Origin of the sequence: uncultured Polaribacter sp., assembly GCF_947495205.1 — a bacterium.
Lineage (GTDB): Bacteria > Bacteroidota > Bacteroidia > Flavobacteriales > Flavobacteriaceae > Polaribacter.
The window spans coordinates 1-14,167 of sequence record NZ_CANLXV010000015.1 but is presented as its reverse complement, the minus strand read 5'-3'; the positions used below and the strand labels follow the sequence as shown (position 1 = coordinate 14,167).

Here is a 14,167-nt window from a genome sequence, read left to right as displayed (position 1 = left end):
TTACCTACTAATAGGATTTAAGAAAACTGCTAAAGCTTCCTCTAACTTATTATCTAGCTGACTTTCAGCAAACATAGACCTTAAATATTCTTTTAGTGTTGGTTTTAAATGCAATACAAATAGTAGTTCTAAGTTCTTAGATGTAATCGTTCTATTATTAGAGATACCAGTAATTTTCATAAAAAAAGAATGCCCAAACTCATAAGATTTCCCCATTGCTAATTCTTCGCTTATAAAGTTGTTGAGGTTTTTACATGATTTGGTGTATTTTTCAATGTTATGAAAATCCTCTCCATTTCTAAATTTAACTTCATTCTCAATAACTTCGTAATCACAATCTTTTCTTATCCACTTAAAACGTCTTCTAAGTGCTAAGTCAAAAGCATCAATACTTTTATCTACATCATTCATCATACCAATAAAGTAAACGTTTTTTGGTACTCCGAAATAAGCATTTACTTTGCCATCTTCGTCTTTTAGTAAATGATAAGCTAAGTCGACATTATCTTTATTAGATTCAATCATATCCTCAATTAAAGAAGAATATTGAGTTTTTATTAAATTATGAGCACTTTCTCCATCATGTCTATAATCCTTCTCAATGCATAACAGAGTTTCACCAAAGACTGAAGATAAATTGGCTCTGTTAATTTCGTCTACCACAAAATAATAATCTTTATCAAGGTTATTCTTTGCTCTTTTACAAAAACGTTTAAAAATACCATCTACCAATTCAAATTTGATGTTTCCATTTTCTGTTACACCTTTAGGCTTAATACCTTCAATAAAATCTTCATAAGTAAATGATGGATGAAATTGAACAAATTCATATCTACTTCTATCTCCTTGACATAAAAAGTCTAAACTATTTTTGACAGCATACGTTTTTCCTGTTCCTGGAGGACCATATAGAATTACATTTGGAGTATTTGAGTCAGCTAAAGCCTGTGTGTTTGCATATTTCCAAAGAAATCTCGATAATAATACGTTCTCTTTTGAAGTGTTTTCTATGTTTAGAATTTCGTTTAAAACTTTTCTTATTTCATAATTTTTACCCAAGTTACTTGTTGTTTCAGAATCTAAGAACTCATTATGTAAGGCATCAATTGTTGGGTCTGAATAAATATAAATAAAATCATTTAGGTTATCTAAAACAGCTAATTTTCTTAAAATTTGTTTAGCCTGATAATTTGAATCTTCAAATTGAGATGCTATTAAAAGAGGTTCATTACAGTTTACAACACTTTCAAGTAGAACATTAATATCTTGCTTAAATACAGTATTAGCCTCTTCAAAAGTAGCTTTAGCTATGTTTTTTCCAATTGCATAACTACCATCTTCATTTTTTTTCACACCAAATGCTAAAGCAGAGCCAGCTGGCTTAGAAGAGCCAAATACAGTTTTTGTAGTACGTTCTAAGAAATTACATAAATAACCCCCTGCCATTGTTGCCTCTGGATTATTTATACGATTTGTATAGTCGTCTAATTCTAAAGTGTTATTTGTTATTTTATTTCTATATAACTTCCAATCATTTAAAAGACTATTATACTCATTTTCAATAAACTCTATTTCCTTGCTTGAAACTTCACTTTTATATTTATTCCAAAGTGTTTTTAATTCTTCTTTTCGTTGATTTGATATTTTAATTTTTCCCATAAGTTTGTCACTCATTACTTGTTTATGCCATTGTTTAATAAAGTAATTGGTTGCATTATTACCTTGACACTTTGTTAATGTTCCAGGTGCTTGAATATGTTCATTTCCATATTTTTTTAAGCTTCTATTAAGTGTTTTTCTATCTCTATTTTCTTCAAAAAAGGATAAAACTTCTACATTTCTCCTTAGTGTAAACCAATCAAAACTGTAGTCTGCTGTTTTATCTATAAATGCTTTACCTAATACCTTAACTAATGCAATAGGAGTTATAGTTTCACGAACCATAACAATATCTCCAATATCTATTTCATTCTTAAACACATCTGGGTCTGAAACAGGTTTTCCATTTTTGTCATTCCAAGTTTCACCTAAACCAATTACATTTTTAGTTTTTATAACATCTATTAATGTTTGAACAGACAACTTATCATCTGGTTGCATTTGAGTGTGCCAATAGTTCATTTTAAATTAATGTTTTAAACCTATTTACTATATGTTTTGTACTAAATCTATTTTAATAAGTTGGTAATCTTATTCTGTTTTTTTATGATGTTTAGAAAAATTCTATTTCTTGATTCAGCATCATAAATTAAGGTCTTTGCACTAACAACATAAATTGAAATACCTAATCTTTCATAAAACCTATGGTAAATAGGTCTTTCTGTAGAAAACATTGGAGTGTAGCTATCATCTAAGAGCCTTTCAGACAGCTCCTTGTCAATGTCTGTAATTAAGTAACCATATACCTCTTCTATCTTTTCTTTGTCTTTAAAAGCCTTAACATAATCTAACAATTGTTGTATGCCCTGAAATTTTTTTCTATCAGGTTTCTTTGAGAAATCAAAAGGTTTTATTTCAACAAGTACAGATTTAAGTCTGTCAACATTATTTGGCTTGTGAGAGAAAAACAATGACAAATCTGGCTTGTCACCTAAAATATCAACATCATCAGTATTCTCTCCAATATCATTTAAAACCTCACCAATTCTTTTATCACTTGCTGCATAACTATAGGTTGTAAATCTATCATCAAGAAGCCATAAATTATTTTTACCAACACTGTAATAATCATCTTTAGTATATTGTTTCATAAATAAATTATGAATGATAGATTCTACCCTTTCACTTTTGTCTACTAAAGTTTTAAGCCTATCAATTACAATTACTCTATCATTAATGTAAGAAACCAACTCATTCTGGGCTAATGCAATTGCATCATTTAATTCTTTGTCTGTGTATTCTTCTTTACCAGAATTGCTAAGCACTCTTTCCTTTGCAGTATCAAAACTTTTTTTAGCTTTTTCTATAATATTTCTCTTGTCCAAAAAACCAGCCATTTCAATATCTTCTGGTTGAATATGTTGAATTAAATAAGGTCTTTCTTCCTGAATTTCTTTAAGTTTTTGTTTATTTATTTTTTTAGTTTCTGGGACACCTTCCTTAACTATGTCTCCTATGTTCTTTTTAACTTCTGAGTTTATTAGTTCCCAAGATAATGGAGAAAACACATCAGTTTTAACAGGGAAGATGTCAAAGTTATTTCTATCATTATTAACTTTTGTATCAAAATATTTAGATTCAAGAAGCATATAACCAGAATAATTATATGGCATTGAAATCTTTAAGTCTTTTTCTGAAAATTCACAAACAGCTCTATTGTTGGCGCAATAAAATGCATTTAATGAACCTGCAATGTTTTCGATTTTATAATGAAGTAAAAAGTCATGTGTAATTCCATCAGAATTTCTAATCTGAAATTTTTTCTCTAAAAAAGCAGGCACATCTTCAGGAGCAATTTTAATAGATAGCTCATTATATTCATCTATAAAGTCTATGTTAATTTCTACTCCTTTTTGCTTGTAGAAAAATAGTGTAGGAATCAAATGAATTAACACTTTTCCCCTGATTTTGTGTAGGTCAAGTTGAATTCTTCTGTCTACTTTTTTTTCATAATCTAAATAGTTTTTATTTAAAAACTGAAGTGATACCTCTGTTTCATTTTCTAATACTTCAGTTTCATGTTTTTTAAAATTATCTGTATCAAATTGAAAATCAAAATTAATTTTCCTTTCCTCTTGAATAGAACTTATTTTACTGGTGTACTTTGCATTTTTATAAACCTTAAGAAAAACAAACCTCCCTACACCTTTACAACCTAAATCTTTTTTGAACTTTGTTCTGTATTTTGAAAATGACTTATAATTATCATCAGTAAGTCCATCTCCATTATCAACAATTTTAATTGTATCAACTTTTATTGTACCAATACTTTCTTCTCCATCATCTGCCACCATATTGTTACAGTTTAAGTAACATTTAATTGAAGTAGCATTAGCGTGTATTGAATTAGTGATAGATTCAAATAAAACATCATATTGATTAACTCTATTGCTGATGTCTTCATTAACAATCCTACTTATTTCCGCTAACATTTGACTCATAGTCTTATTTTTTTAAATCTAATTTAAAGAATCACTTATATATTACAAGTAATGAATACTTTTTTTTAATCATTATCCTAAAAGTTATAATAGAATTATTTTTAGGATTCATAGTCTCCCCATTCAAAAAGTGAATCCTTACCTTTTATCTCCTCTATAATATATTTTCTAAAATGAACTCTTGGTTTTTCAACAAACACAACTCTATCAACAGGAATATTATGTATCATCCTGTACTTTGTAAAGAATTGGTAGTTCTCTTTTCCTAATCTATCCCAATTTTGACCAAAGCCACATATGTAATTATAATACAACATTAATTGTTCTGAGTTAGATAATTGTGCTCTTAAAACTCTTAAATACTGTCTTGCTTCTGAATAATCTATATTCTTACTTTCAACTTGAATTGTTACATACTTAACTGTTTGAAATAAATGCCTATAGTAATGTGCTAATCTTGATTCATGCCCTTGAAATGGTACATATCTTGTATTTATCTCCTGACTATTACCTTGATATAGATTTCTTTTGTAATTGCTTTGTTCTTGTTTTAGATGATTTTTAACTAATTCTTGATGTTCATCAATAATCTTTTCAGAGCCTGCAAAATCAGAGTAGACTCCCCAAAAAAAGATTGAATAAGCAAATGAGAAAATATCTTTTTCATTGTATTTAAAATCATTTCTTTTTGTAAAAAAATCTAATGAAATTTCTAAACAATATTCAAGTTCTTTAGCCATGTCTACAAAACCTTTTTTCCCAGTAACCTCTCTTAAAATAAGATTTGGACTTTTAACTTCTATTTTAACATTAATTTTAGATGTAGGAGAGTCACCTAATAAATCGAAAAAAGGAATACTTATTTCATTCACATTAGCTCTATGTAAATCAATCATTTTATAATATTGATTTTCAAATTTCTGAATATGTAAAGTATCATTTTGAATCTTGAATTCTCTATTAGTTTGTTTTATCTCTTTAAATTGGTTTTTTAAGTCTATTCTTTGTAAGTATAAGCTGATAATGATACCTGCAAAAGCTAAGCCTGAAAAAATAGCATTTACAGCTCCAAACATATCTCCATGTGTACCTCTTGTATCTTCTGGATATTCATTTAGTGCCAGCCAATTCCATATCCAAAGTCCTAAAACCAGTAAAATAGATATAGATACAATTAACCAAAAATGTTTATAAGTATTCTCTTCTTGCTTTTTTTCTGATTCTTCCATCATATTATTAATTCTACAATCCTTTTAAAACTTCAATTACACTTTTAGCAGTATAGGTGTTTTCTACTTTTTTAGTTTCAAATACCATAAAGTATTTAAAATTATCACCTGCTTTTTCTGCCCAAGTCTTACCTAAAATATTCTTATTTCTACTGTCATCATTATCATATACATCTCCTTTTGTTTCTAATAGAATAGTATTACCTTTTTTAGTGTGTAAAATAAAATCAGGATAATGATTAGAACTAAAACCATTTAAAGCAAATCCTTTTCCTCTTTCTAAATTTCTATGCCAAAACAGTATGTTTTCAAGTGAAGCAACTTCCATAATCATTTTTTGCTCATAATTATTCATGCTTGCTTCTCTGTCATATAGAGATTTACTAATAGTAGTACTTGGATTTAAAAATGACAATTTTTCTGGAAAAGTAAAATTTTCTTTTACAATTATCTTGTTGCTGTCAATCCCTATTTTAAAACGCTCTTTAGCATAAGTATTGGTTAATTCTCCAATTTTATCTTTTATTCTTTTTACATAGATAAAATCATTATCTACTATATCTCTAATTTGCTCTTTAGAAAGGTTATCAAAAACCTGACTAACATATTTAGTAAGTTCCTGTTGAGAAATAGGAGTCATATCTCCTAACTTAGAAACTACAATACTGCTAATCTGATTTATTTGAGATTCTTTAGGTTTAGACAAAATAGTATCAACTAAAATATCTTTGGCTCTTTTGCTTACTTTTTGAGCTGTAGCAGTTCTTTTTTGCTCATTAAAATCTACAGCATATATTTCTTTAGAAATGTCTTCAAAGGTTACCATAGAACTATAGTTAGATAGCTTAAAACCATCTAACAAACTTAATTTATTTAAGTACTGGTCTTCAGAATTTAATTCTTCAAATAAACTAATTTCTCCAAGTTCATCTTCTTCTACTTTTTTAAAGAATTGAGGTAATTTAAGTGTGCTTGCTACTTCTTTAAATTGACCATCTATTTTGTAGATTTTTGGTGCAGTTTTCATAATATCTGTAAAAATTGAAGTAGTATCATCTAAATCAAGGTCATTTACTTTTTCTTCAAAAGTTTGTCCTTCAACTTTAGCCTTTTCCGTTATTTTAGATACTAATGGATTTTGTTGAGCAATGGTGTCTAATGTTACTTTATCATTAGGATTAAATTCAATAGCAGAAACATCAAAATCATCATCAGATTTCACGTAATTTTCTAGTGTTGTTTCTTTTGAAAATAAATCTTGATTTAATACCTCATTTGGTGTTAAAACCTCTTCTTCAATTTCTTCTGCATAATAATCATCTTTACTAAAACCAGATTCTTGCAGACCTTTAACAATACTATCTAAGGTCTCATTAAATTTAGAAGATGCCGTTAATACAAAAGACATATTTAACAATGCTTCTTTATGTTTTACAACATAAGGCTGTCTTAAAACTCTACCTAAAATTTGTTCAACCTCAACAGCAGAAGATTTATCTGCCAAAGAGGCTAATATATAAGCATTGGGACAATCCCAACCTTCTTTTAAAGCATTTACAGTAATAATATATTTAACAGGGCAATCTTTAGACATCAAATCAACGTCTTTTAATTCATCTATACCACTTGTTTTAATTTTTATCTGTTCTTCTGGAATTTGCAGTTTTACCAACTGCTCTTTTATTTTTTGGAATGTAGTATTGTTTTTCCCTTTAATATTAGACTGAGCTTGAAATAAGATAATAGGTCTTATATATTTACCTGTTAATTTTTCTTCTTCAATGGCTAATAATTCTAATTGCCTTTGAAGGTGTAGTGCAGAGGTAATAACTTCTTCTTTTTTATGATGATTATAAACTACAACAGGTAGTTTTACCATACTTTCCTTTTTAAGAGCCAAAGCATTTACAAAAGAAATAATATTACTATTTTCTTTTGGTGTAGCAGTTAAATCTAATACCAGAGAAGGGTTTAAATTGTTTAACATTTCTACACTTAAATCACTTTCTGCATTATGACTTTCATCTACAACAACAATAGGGTTTAAGCTTCTTATTACGTTAATTAAAGCAGTTTCATCTGTATCTGGTAATACTAATTCTTTATCTACAATTGTGTTTCTAAAACTCTCTAAAGCTCCATTTTCTTGAAACACTTTTCTATCATCTTTTTTTCTGCTATTTATACGTAAACTACTAAAGTTAAATACAAAAATATTTAGTTGTTCTGTTACAGAAGTAGGGTTAAAATTAGCACCTTGTAACAATTGGTCTTTTTCATATACCTCAACTCTGTTACTAAACAGACTGTTTAATTTTTCTCTATAAGGATGATTAGGATTGGATAGATTATTTACAGTTTGCTGTAATAAATTAGACCAAGGTACTAACCAAACTACTGCTTTTGCGTTACCTTGATAAAAATGTTTGTTTATAGTATGCAGAGCATTCACAGCAATAAAAGTTTTACCACCAGCAGTAGGCACTTTTATGGCAATATGTACAGCATTTGGTATATTGTCTTTATAGGGTTTCATACCTGTAAAAGAACCATCTAATTGTGGTGTATAAGGCATACCCAATTTATCTTCCCAGTATTGGTCAAATGCTTTTTTAGGTGTTTCCTCTTTTTGTGTGTAAGATAGAAAACGCTCTAAATCTTTAATAACTCTATGCTGATATGGTTTTAATTCCATGTTGTTTTTATCTTAAAATCTGGTAATATCTCTTGGTATTTTTTTAAACACAATATTGTATTTATCTATAATGGTTTGAGGTAACAAACAATTATCTGCATAAATTATATATTGGTTAGCCTTTGTTTTTATAGACCTTAAAAAGCTTTCATCTAAAGTAGTTATGCTGTCTTTTTGGTAATAGAAATAATAAGCAGTGTCATTTTTTGCACCTAACAAATAGTTCTCTTCTTCTTTCTTGTAAGGCTCTTTGGTTTCACTATACCAAACATATTGGTGTATTTTGTCTAAACCTACAGACTCATTTAAAAAACCATTATCTAAAAACAAAGAACCCCCTAATTCATAATAGGTGAAATCACCAGATTTAGAATCATTAATAACATTCTTTATTCTATTAGAAGTAATTTCATTTGCATAATCCTCCATTTCTACTAAAATAAACTTTCTGTTACCATTATCTTCTTTATTTAAGTCAATTACAGCATGAGCAGTAGTCCCAGAACCAGCAAAAGAATCTAATATTATGTCATTTTTATCTGTGGTCATATAAAGAATATCTCTTATCAATCTTTTAGGTTTTTTTGCATTATCAAATTTAGTATTTCCTTCTTTTGCAACATTACCCATGTCTTTGTAATAACCAGACCACCAATCACCTCTAATTGTTGTTATTCCATGTGTATTATAATAATCATTTGCTTTGTGAATTTTTTCATTTAGAATTAATCTTTGTCTAATATTGTTATTAGAATTAATAGTTAATAAATAATTTCTACTTTCTTTCTTTACTAATTTAACTTCACCTTTTTTTAAGTCTAAATTTTCTAAACCTGACAATGAACTGACTTTATCATCAGCAACTATTCTTTCAGCATTTTTATGAATAAATTCTTTAAAAATATCAGAAATAGAATAAGCTTTAGCTATGTTCTTATTTGATAGTGAAATTTTGTTTTTGCTTTTTTTTGCTAAACCAATTGATAGTAAATGATTAATAATATCTTTATTTTCATTAATAATAAATTGACTTAAAGGTATTTCTAAATAATTGTTTTCGTCAATTTTCTTTAAATAAATGCTGTAATGAGTGTCATAATCTTGAAGGTTATAAAGTATTTTTTTAGCAATATTTTTTTTTCCACTTTTTTTGTAGATTAAAATATGTTCTCCATTTTTTACAATGCTTCCTTGTTTAGCAAATTTTACTTTTTGTCCTTGAACTGAACTCATTTCAACATGAAGTGTAGTAACAAATGAATTAGAACCAAAAATCTCATCCATAACTAATTTTAAACTTGCCTGCTCATTATCATCAATACTAATAAAAATTACACTTTCTTTTGCTAATAATTTATGTAATAGTTTTAATCTTGGATACATCATGCAAAGCCATTTGTCATGCCTGCTTAAATCTTCGCTCTCTTTTCCTACTGCCTTTCCTAACCATTTTTTTATTGTAGGACTATTTACATTATCATTATATTTCCATTCTTCATTTCCTGTGTTATAAGGTGGGTCTATGTATATGCAATTTATTTTACCCTCATATTCTGGTAATAGACTTTTTAGAGCTTCTAAATTATCTCCATGTATAATTTTATTTTCAGAATTGGCACCTTTAGTCTCTTTACCATTGGTAAAAGTGTATTGTGGTTCTAAAATTTTAAAAGGTACATCTTGGTGGTGGTTTATTACCTTTTCTTTACCTATCCAGTTTAATGTTGGCATATTTTGTTGATTGTTGTATTTGGTAATTAAAATCTCTAAAAGAGATGTATTAGCATTTTTCTCAAAAGTAAGAAAATGGTTTCAAAAATATTTAGTTAAAAAATTTTATAATAAAAAATTTTTAATAGACTGTGAGAATGTAAACTACCCTATACTCAAGCACCCCCACATAGTCATAGGGAAAACTCCCCCAGCCACTTTATGTAGATAAGAAATTTTTCTGGCAGAAATAATAAATTCAAGTTGATAGCTGTAATTTAAAATCTGTAGATAATTTATTTTCTGTGTGGTTATTTATAAACTCAAAAATTAAAAACAATGGTTAGAATTATTGGTTACAAAGAACGAAATAAAGATGATGGAACCTCATTCTTTGTTTTGGAGCTACAAGGTGGCATTGAAATGGTATTAAGCCAAACTACAGGCAATTTCTATGCAACAGCAAAGAAAGCATTTATACCAACAACATTTGATGAGCAGACTTGTACTGCTTTAATAGGTACAGAAATGGCTGGTAAGATTGCTAAAGAGTCTTGTGAGCCTTTTTCATATACTGTTCAAGAAACAGGAGAGGAAATTACTTTAGAGCATAGGTGGGTTTACACAACAGAAGATGCTGTTAAGCCTAAACAAAAAGCTGTACAGTATGAACCTAATGTTATTGCAAATTCAGATGTGTTCTCATCTAATGGGATTTTAGAACACGCAGAGTAAAAAATATTAGTCCAGTCTATTCTTTAGATTGGGCTATTTTTTTTAATGTGTAGAATATCCTAACTATTTTATTCTTGTTTGTTACAAACCTTCAAGAAATAAAGAGTGTATGGTTATACTATACTTAATCAATTATTAATAAAGGTTTACTCTATATTCTAATTAGATATATTAATTTTCTTGTAGGTAAAAGTATTTAGGGATTAAACAGGAAAAATTTAGGTTTTAATAAGTCTAAAAGAAAGAAAAGAACCAAAAGAAAGAAAACCTTACTGTACTTTCCCTTTGACTATATTATATAAAGTTTGTAGAAGAATTTCTCTGAAGAGTGTCAGAAAGAAACCTTCTTGTGCAAAGGTATATATCTCATTTTTAATATGCAAGTATTTTCCATGGAAAATAAAATAAATATCATGAAAATATCAGAAATAAGTGTTTCATACTCAAATGCTAACAAAAAAGTACATAAAATAACCAATAGTGATGATAGTTTTAGAATTCTATTAGATTCTTGGAATAAAAATATTATTGAACTTCAAGAAGAATTTAAAGTTTTATTACTGAACAGGGCTAATCAAGTTTTAGGAGTTTATGCTATGTCTAAAGGAGGAGTTTCAGGAACTTATGTTGATGCTAAATTAGTATTTAGTGTTGCTTTAAAATATAATGCTTCAAGTATTATTATTTCTCATAATCATCCAAGTGGAAACCTAAAACCAAGTGAGATGGATAAGAGATTAACTCAAAAATTAAAGAAAGCAGGAGAGTATCTTGATATTAACTTGTTAGACCATCTAATTATTACTAAAGATAATTTTTTCAGTTTTGCAGATAATGGATTGTTATAAAAACCCTTGTTTTTCCATTTTACTATATATAGAAATGGAAAAAAGAGGACTTTTTAGTGATTTTATTTATTTGTAGGTTTGAGTAATTAGGCTCTACTGGGTAAGAATTTAGAGATTAAAAAATGTTATAAATAGGTATTAATAGCGTTTTTTTAATTTTCACTATCAAGATTTACAATTTCAGTGAGACTTACTCCAAGATTGTCTGCAATTCTTTGTAAAGTATAAATTGTAGGGTTTGTTCCTCCAGCTTCAAGACGACTTAAATTAGATTTTTCAAGATTACATTTAGCAGCAAGGTCTTGTTGAGGTATATCTCTTTGTTCTCTTAATTTTTTTATCCTTCTACCTATTGCTAACTGAAGTTGCTTTTTATCTGTCATTTTAAATCATCATTTAATCAGTTACCAAAAATGATAATTAAACGTGTTGTTTTGGTTATCATAAATGATAAAATAAGTATGTTTGTTATTTAACTTTTAAAAAAAAAACTATTATGAATAAAATATTAAAATTCATTAAGTCTTTAGGACTTGAAATAGATGAAGAAATAATTAAGGTAATTAGAACAGTTGGAATACTTAAAATTATTTTAGGAATAGTAGGTTTTTTTATAATTCAAAACTTAGTATCAAGTTTTGGTTCAGAAGATGATTTATTTAAATTTTACTCAATTTCAATATTAGTTTTAATTATCTCTTTGGTTCTTTTATCACAAGAACTAAAAGCTGTTAGTAAAATAAAGTTTCTAATAGATTCTGGAGGACAAATTTTGGCTCTTTTAATATCCTTGGTTTTTACAGTTACTTTAATATATTGGATAATAACATGGGTAATTGATGCTTTTAATTGGGTTATTAATCTATTTAGTTGATTATGACCAAGAGTATAATAGAATTAGAAAATTTGTCTGATAAAGGCATCTACAAAAGAGATAAAATTGAATGGTGGTTGATGAAACATGAAAATGAATATCAAACCCTATTAAGATTTTTTGATGAATTAAAAAGTATAGTAAAATCTCCAAGAAATCTCACAAAATATGCTAAACAATCTCAGTTTTTAGACATGTATGAAGTGCTTTTAAAAGTAACAGCATTTTATAGGAATGAAGTCTATTTTAAAGAACAAATTGAGGTTTATGATTTAGTAAAGAAAGATATAGACCAATTAAATAATTGGTTAGAAATTCATAAAACTGATAAGAAACATCAGTATGAAGAATTTGTTTCTTTATTTCAAGACAATAGCCTTATTTCCAATTATAATCTCACATTACTTTATCCATTATCACTACCCTTAAAAGTAAAATTAGATGAATTAGATTTTTACAATGTATTAAAGTTTTTAGAAATTTTAGAAAAGTCAAACAAAATTGAGATTAATGGTGCTATTGAGGATATAAATGATTTAGAGGTAGTTAAATTAAATAAGTACCAAACTTATAGCAGGCAAACTGTAGTTGTTTCTAATGATGATATGCATCAAAGTAAACTACTGATTAGATTTTTAAAAGGAAAAACAGATTTACTTAGTAATCTTAAAGTAGGTCAAAAAGTAAAAGTTTATGCAGACTTGTTAGGAGGTAAAGATGAGTCTAATAAACAGGGCTACTCTTTAAGTCTTTTAGGTTGGAGTATTGAAGAATTAAAAAAATAAAATTATGGAAATAACAGGGAAAATTAAAGTCTTAAATGAAACACAAAAAATAGGTGCTAATGGTTTTAGAAAGAGAGAAGTTGTAATTACAACAGAAGACCAGTATCCTCAATATATTTTAGTAGAGTTTATTCAAGATAAGTGTGATTTGTTAAATAATTATAAAGTTGGTCAAGATGTCAAAATCAACATTAATTTAAGAGGTAGAGAATGGATAAATCCTGAAGGTGTAGCAAAATATTTTAATGCTATTCAAGGCTGGAGAATTGAGCTTTTAAGCAGTTCAGAGGACAAGAATTTAGCATCACCAGACATTGAGCCTGTAAGTTTCTTAGATGATGACCCAGAGGAAGATTTACCTTTCTAATACACTTATAATATGGATAGATTTAATATTAATGAAGGTAATTTCAAATCTTTACAACAAGAGCTAAGGTTTAAAATAGGAGAGCAGTATGAACTGAATGAGTTTAATCTTAAATCTATTGAATCAACATTACAAAATGGCATAGAATATGAAAACTATGAGTATATAAAGGGAGATTTAAAAGCCCTCTTTGGTATTGAATTTACAAGTAATATAGTTTTACAATATAACGGAGATATACTCTCTAAAGTAGTTTATGAGTTTCATCAAAAACATTATAACTACTTATATTCTAAAATTAAGAATTATGGAATCAACGAAACAATTTTAGAGGTTTTTATAAAAGATGAAAATATTTGCCAAATAGCATTGAAAAAGAATTTGGAGGCACACTTTTAGGCACCCAAAGAATAATATAAGGGGGATACTTAAGTAATCAACTATAAAACTACGGGCTCTTAGCTCAGCTGGATAGAGCACCTCCCTTCTAAGGAGGCGGTCGAAGGTTCGAATCCTTCAGGGCTCACTTAAATCCTCACTATTTATTTAGTGGGGATTTTTTGTTTTTAATAGGTTTTTCAAGGGTTTAGCTTATACAGTTTGCTTCAACTGCACTTTTATTTAACAACGTACAAATGGAGATTGTATCAGAATTATTAGGTCATTCTAATATGAACAATAACGCAATCACATTATGGTTAAATTGTTCAATCTAAAGTTAGTAAGGAAATGAAAAGTTTAGATAAAAACCTGAGTTCGATTAATAAAACGCAAGTTGATTAGTATTAACTGTTTGGTATTTTATAGAAGGTTTTTTAGGCAAA

The 14,167-nt window shown here is 27.8% G+C and carries 12 protein-coding genes and 1 tRNA gene; 7 read left to right on the top strand and 6 right to left on the bottom strand.

Features of this window, described 5'->3' with window-relative positions; all coding sequences use genetic code 11:
* The 5 genes from Q0762_RS12890 to Q0762_RS12870 all read right to left on the bottom strand — a co-directional run bounded on the left by Q0762_RS12890 (position 1) and on the right by Q0762_RS12870 (position 9,755).
* A complete protein-coding gene (locus tag Q0762_RS12890; protein ID WP_298767356.1) occupies positions 1–2,121 on the bottom strand; it encodes an AAA family ATPase in 2,121 nt (706 codons plus the stop codon).
* Positions 2,122–2,168: 47 nt separating this feature from the next.
* Positions 2,169–4,100, bottom strand: coding sequence for an ATP-binding protein (locus Q0762_RS12885; protein WP_298767354.1), 1,932 nt, complete (start codon positions 4,098–4,100; stop codon positions 2,169–2,171).
* Between the two features lie 101 nt (positions 4,101–4,201).
* A complete protein-coding gene (locus Q0762_RS12880) occupies positions 4,202–5,332 on the bottom strand; it encodes a putative phage abortive infection protein (protein WP_298767353.1) in 1,131 nt (376 codons plus the stop codon).
* Positions 5,333–5,342: 10 nt separating this feature from the next.
* On the bottom strand, positions 5,343–8,024 hold the full coding sequence (locus Q0762_RS12875) for a DEAD/DEAH box helicase family protein (RefSeq protein WP_298767351.1): 2,682 nt from the start codon (positions 8,022–8,024) through the stop codon (positions 5,343–5,345).
* A 12-nt stretch (positions 8,025–8,036) separates the two neighbouring features.
* Entirely contained in the window at positions 8,037–9,755 is a 1,719-nt protein-coding gene (locus Q0762_RS12870; protein WP_298767349.1) for a site-specific DNA-methyltransferase, read from the bottom strand.
* A gap of 318 nt (positions 9,756–10,073) precedes the next feature.
* On the opposite strand from Q0762_RS12870, the gene Q0762_RS12865 reads away from it, so the two are divergent.
* Complete coding sequence (locus Q0762_RS12865; protein WP_298767347.1) at positions 10,074–10,469, top strand: hypothetical protein; 396 nt, start codon at positions 10,074–10,076, stop codon at positions 10,467–10,469.
* A 413-nt stretch (positions 10,470–10,882) separates the two neighbouring features.
* Positions 10,883–11,317: a RadC family protein gene (locus Q0762_RS12860; RefSeq protein ID WP_298767345.1), complete on the top strand. Its 435-nt coding sequence runs from the start codon at positions 10,883–10,885 to the stop codon at positions 11,315–11,317.
* A gap of 152 nt (positions 11,318–11,469) precedes the next feature.
* On the opposite strand, the gene Q0762_RS12855 is transcribed toward Q0762_RS12860, so the two are convergent.
* Positions 11,470–11,700, bottom strand: a complete 231-nt coding sequence (locus Q0762_RS12855) for a helix-turn-helix transcriptional regulator (protein ID WP_298767343.1) — start codon at positions 11,698–11,700, stop codon at positions 11,470–11,472.
* Between the two features lie 113 nt (positions 11,701–11,813).
* Between Q0762_RS12855 and Q0762_RS12850 the strand changes: the two genes are divergently transcribed.
* The 5 genes from Q0762_RS12850 (at position 11,814) to Q0762_RS12830 (ending at position 13,869) form a co-directional block, all read left to right on the top strand.
* On the top strand, positions 11,814–12,191 hold the full coding sequence (locus Q0762_RS12850) for a hypothetical protein (RefSeq protein ID WP_298767341.1): 378 nt from the start codon (positions 11,814–11,816) through the stop codon (positions 12,189–12,191).
* Between the two features lie 2 nt (positions 12,192–12,193).
* Positions 12,194–12,976, top strand: coding sequence for a DUF3127 domain-containing protein (locus Q0762_RS12845; protein ID WP_298767339.1), 783 nt, complete (start codon positions 12,194–12,196; stop codon positions 12,974–12,976).
* Positions 12,977–12,980: 4 nt separating this feature from the next.
* Positions 12,981–13,343 carry a DUF3127 domain-containing protein gene (locus tag Q0762_RS12840; protein WP_298767337.1) on the top strand — a complete coding sequence of 121 codons (363 nt, stop codon included), beginning with the start codon at positions 12,981–12,983 and terminating at the stop codon, positions 13,341–13,343.
* A 12-nt stretch (positions 13,344–13,355) separates the two neighbouring features.
* Entirely contained in the window at positions 13,356–13,742 is a 387-nt protein-coding gene (locus tag Q0762_RS12835; RefSeq protein ID WP_298767335.1) for a hypothetical protein, read from the top strand.
* Between the two features lie 53 nt (positions 13,743–13,795).
* Positions 13,796–13,869: transfer RNA gene (locus Q0762_RS12830), tRNA-Arg, on the top strand.
* The last annotated feature ends 298 nt before the right edge of the window (positions 13,870–14,167 follow it).

Excerpts from the sequence above, each read along its gene's own strand:
- Q0762_RS12890 (WP_298767356.1), bottom strand. The coding sequence starts at position 2,121 with ATGAACTATTGGCACACTCAAATGCAACCAGATGATAAGTTGTCTGTT.
- Q0762_RS12860 (WP_298767345.1), top strand. The coding sequence starts at position 10,883 with ATGAAAATATCAGAAATAAGTGTTTCATACTCAAATGCTAACAAAAAA.
- Q0762_RS12885 (WP_298767354.1), bottom strand. The coding sequence starts at position 4,100 with ATGAGTCAAATGTTAGCGGAAATAAGTAGGATTGTTAATGAAGACATC.
- Q0762_RS12880 (WP_298767353.1), bottom strand. The coding sequence starts at position 5,332 with ATGATGGAAGAATCAGAAAAAAAGCAAGAAGAGAATACTTATAAACAT.
- Q0762_RS12835 (WP_298767335.1), top strand. The coding sequence starts at position 13,356 with ATGGATAGATTTAATATTAATGAAGGTAATTTCAAATCTTTACAACAA.
- Q0762_RS12870 (WP_298767349.1), bottom strand. The coding sequence starts at position 9,755 with ATGCCAACATTAAACTGGATAGGTAAAGAAAAGGTAATAAACCACCAC.
- Q0762_RS12845 (WP_298767339.1), top strand. The coding sequence starts at position 12,194 with ATGACCAAGAGTATAATAGAATTAGAAAATTTGTCTGATAAAGGCATC.
- Q0762_RS12850 (WP_298767341.1), top strand. The coding sequence starts at position 11,814 with ATGAATAAAATATTAAAATTCATTAAGTCTTTAGGACTTGAAATAGAT.
- Q0762_RS12840 (WP_298767337.1), top strand. The coding sequence starts at position 12,981 with ATGGAAATAACAGGGAAAATTAAAGTCTTAAATGAAACACAAAAAATA.
- Q0762_RS12855 (WP_298767343.1), bottom strand. The coding sequence starts at position 11,700 with ATGACAGATAAAAAGCAACTTCAGTTAGCAATAGGTAGAAGGATAAAA.
- Q0762_RS12865 (WP_298767347.1), top strand. The coding sequence starts at position 10,074 with ATGGTTAGAATTATTGGTTACAAAGAACGAAATAAAGATGATGGAACC.
- Q0762_RS12875 (WP_298767351.1), bottom strand. The coding sequence starts at position 8,024 with ATGGAATTAAAACCATATCAGCATAGAGTTATTAAAGATTTAGAGCGT.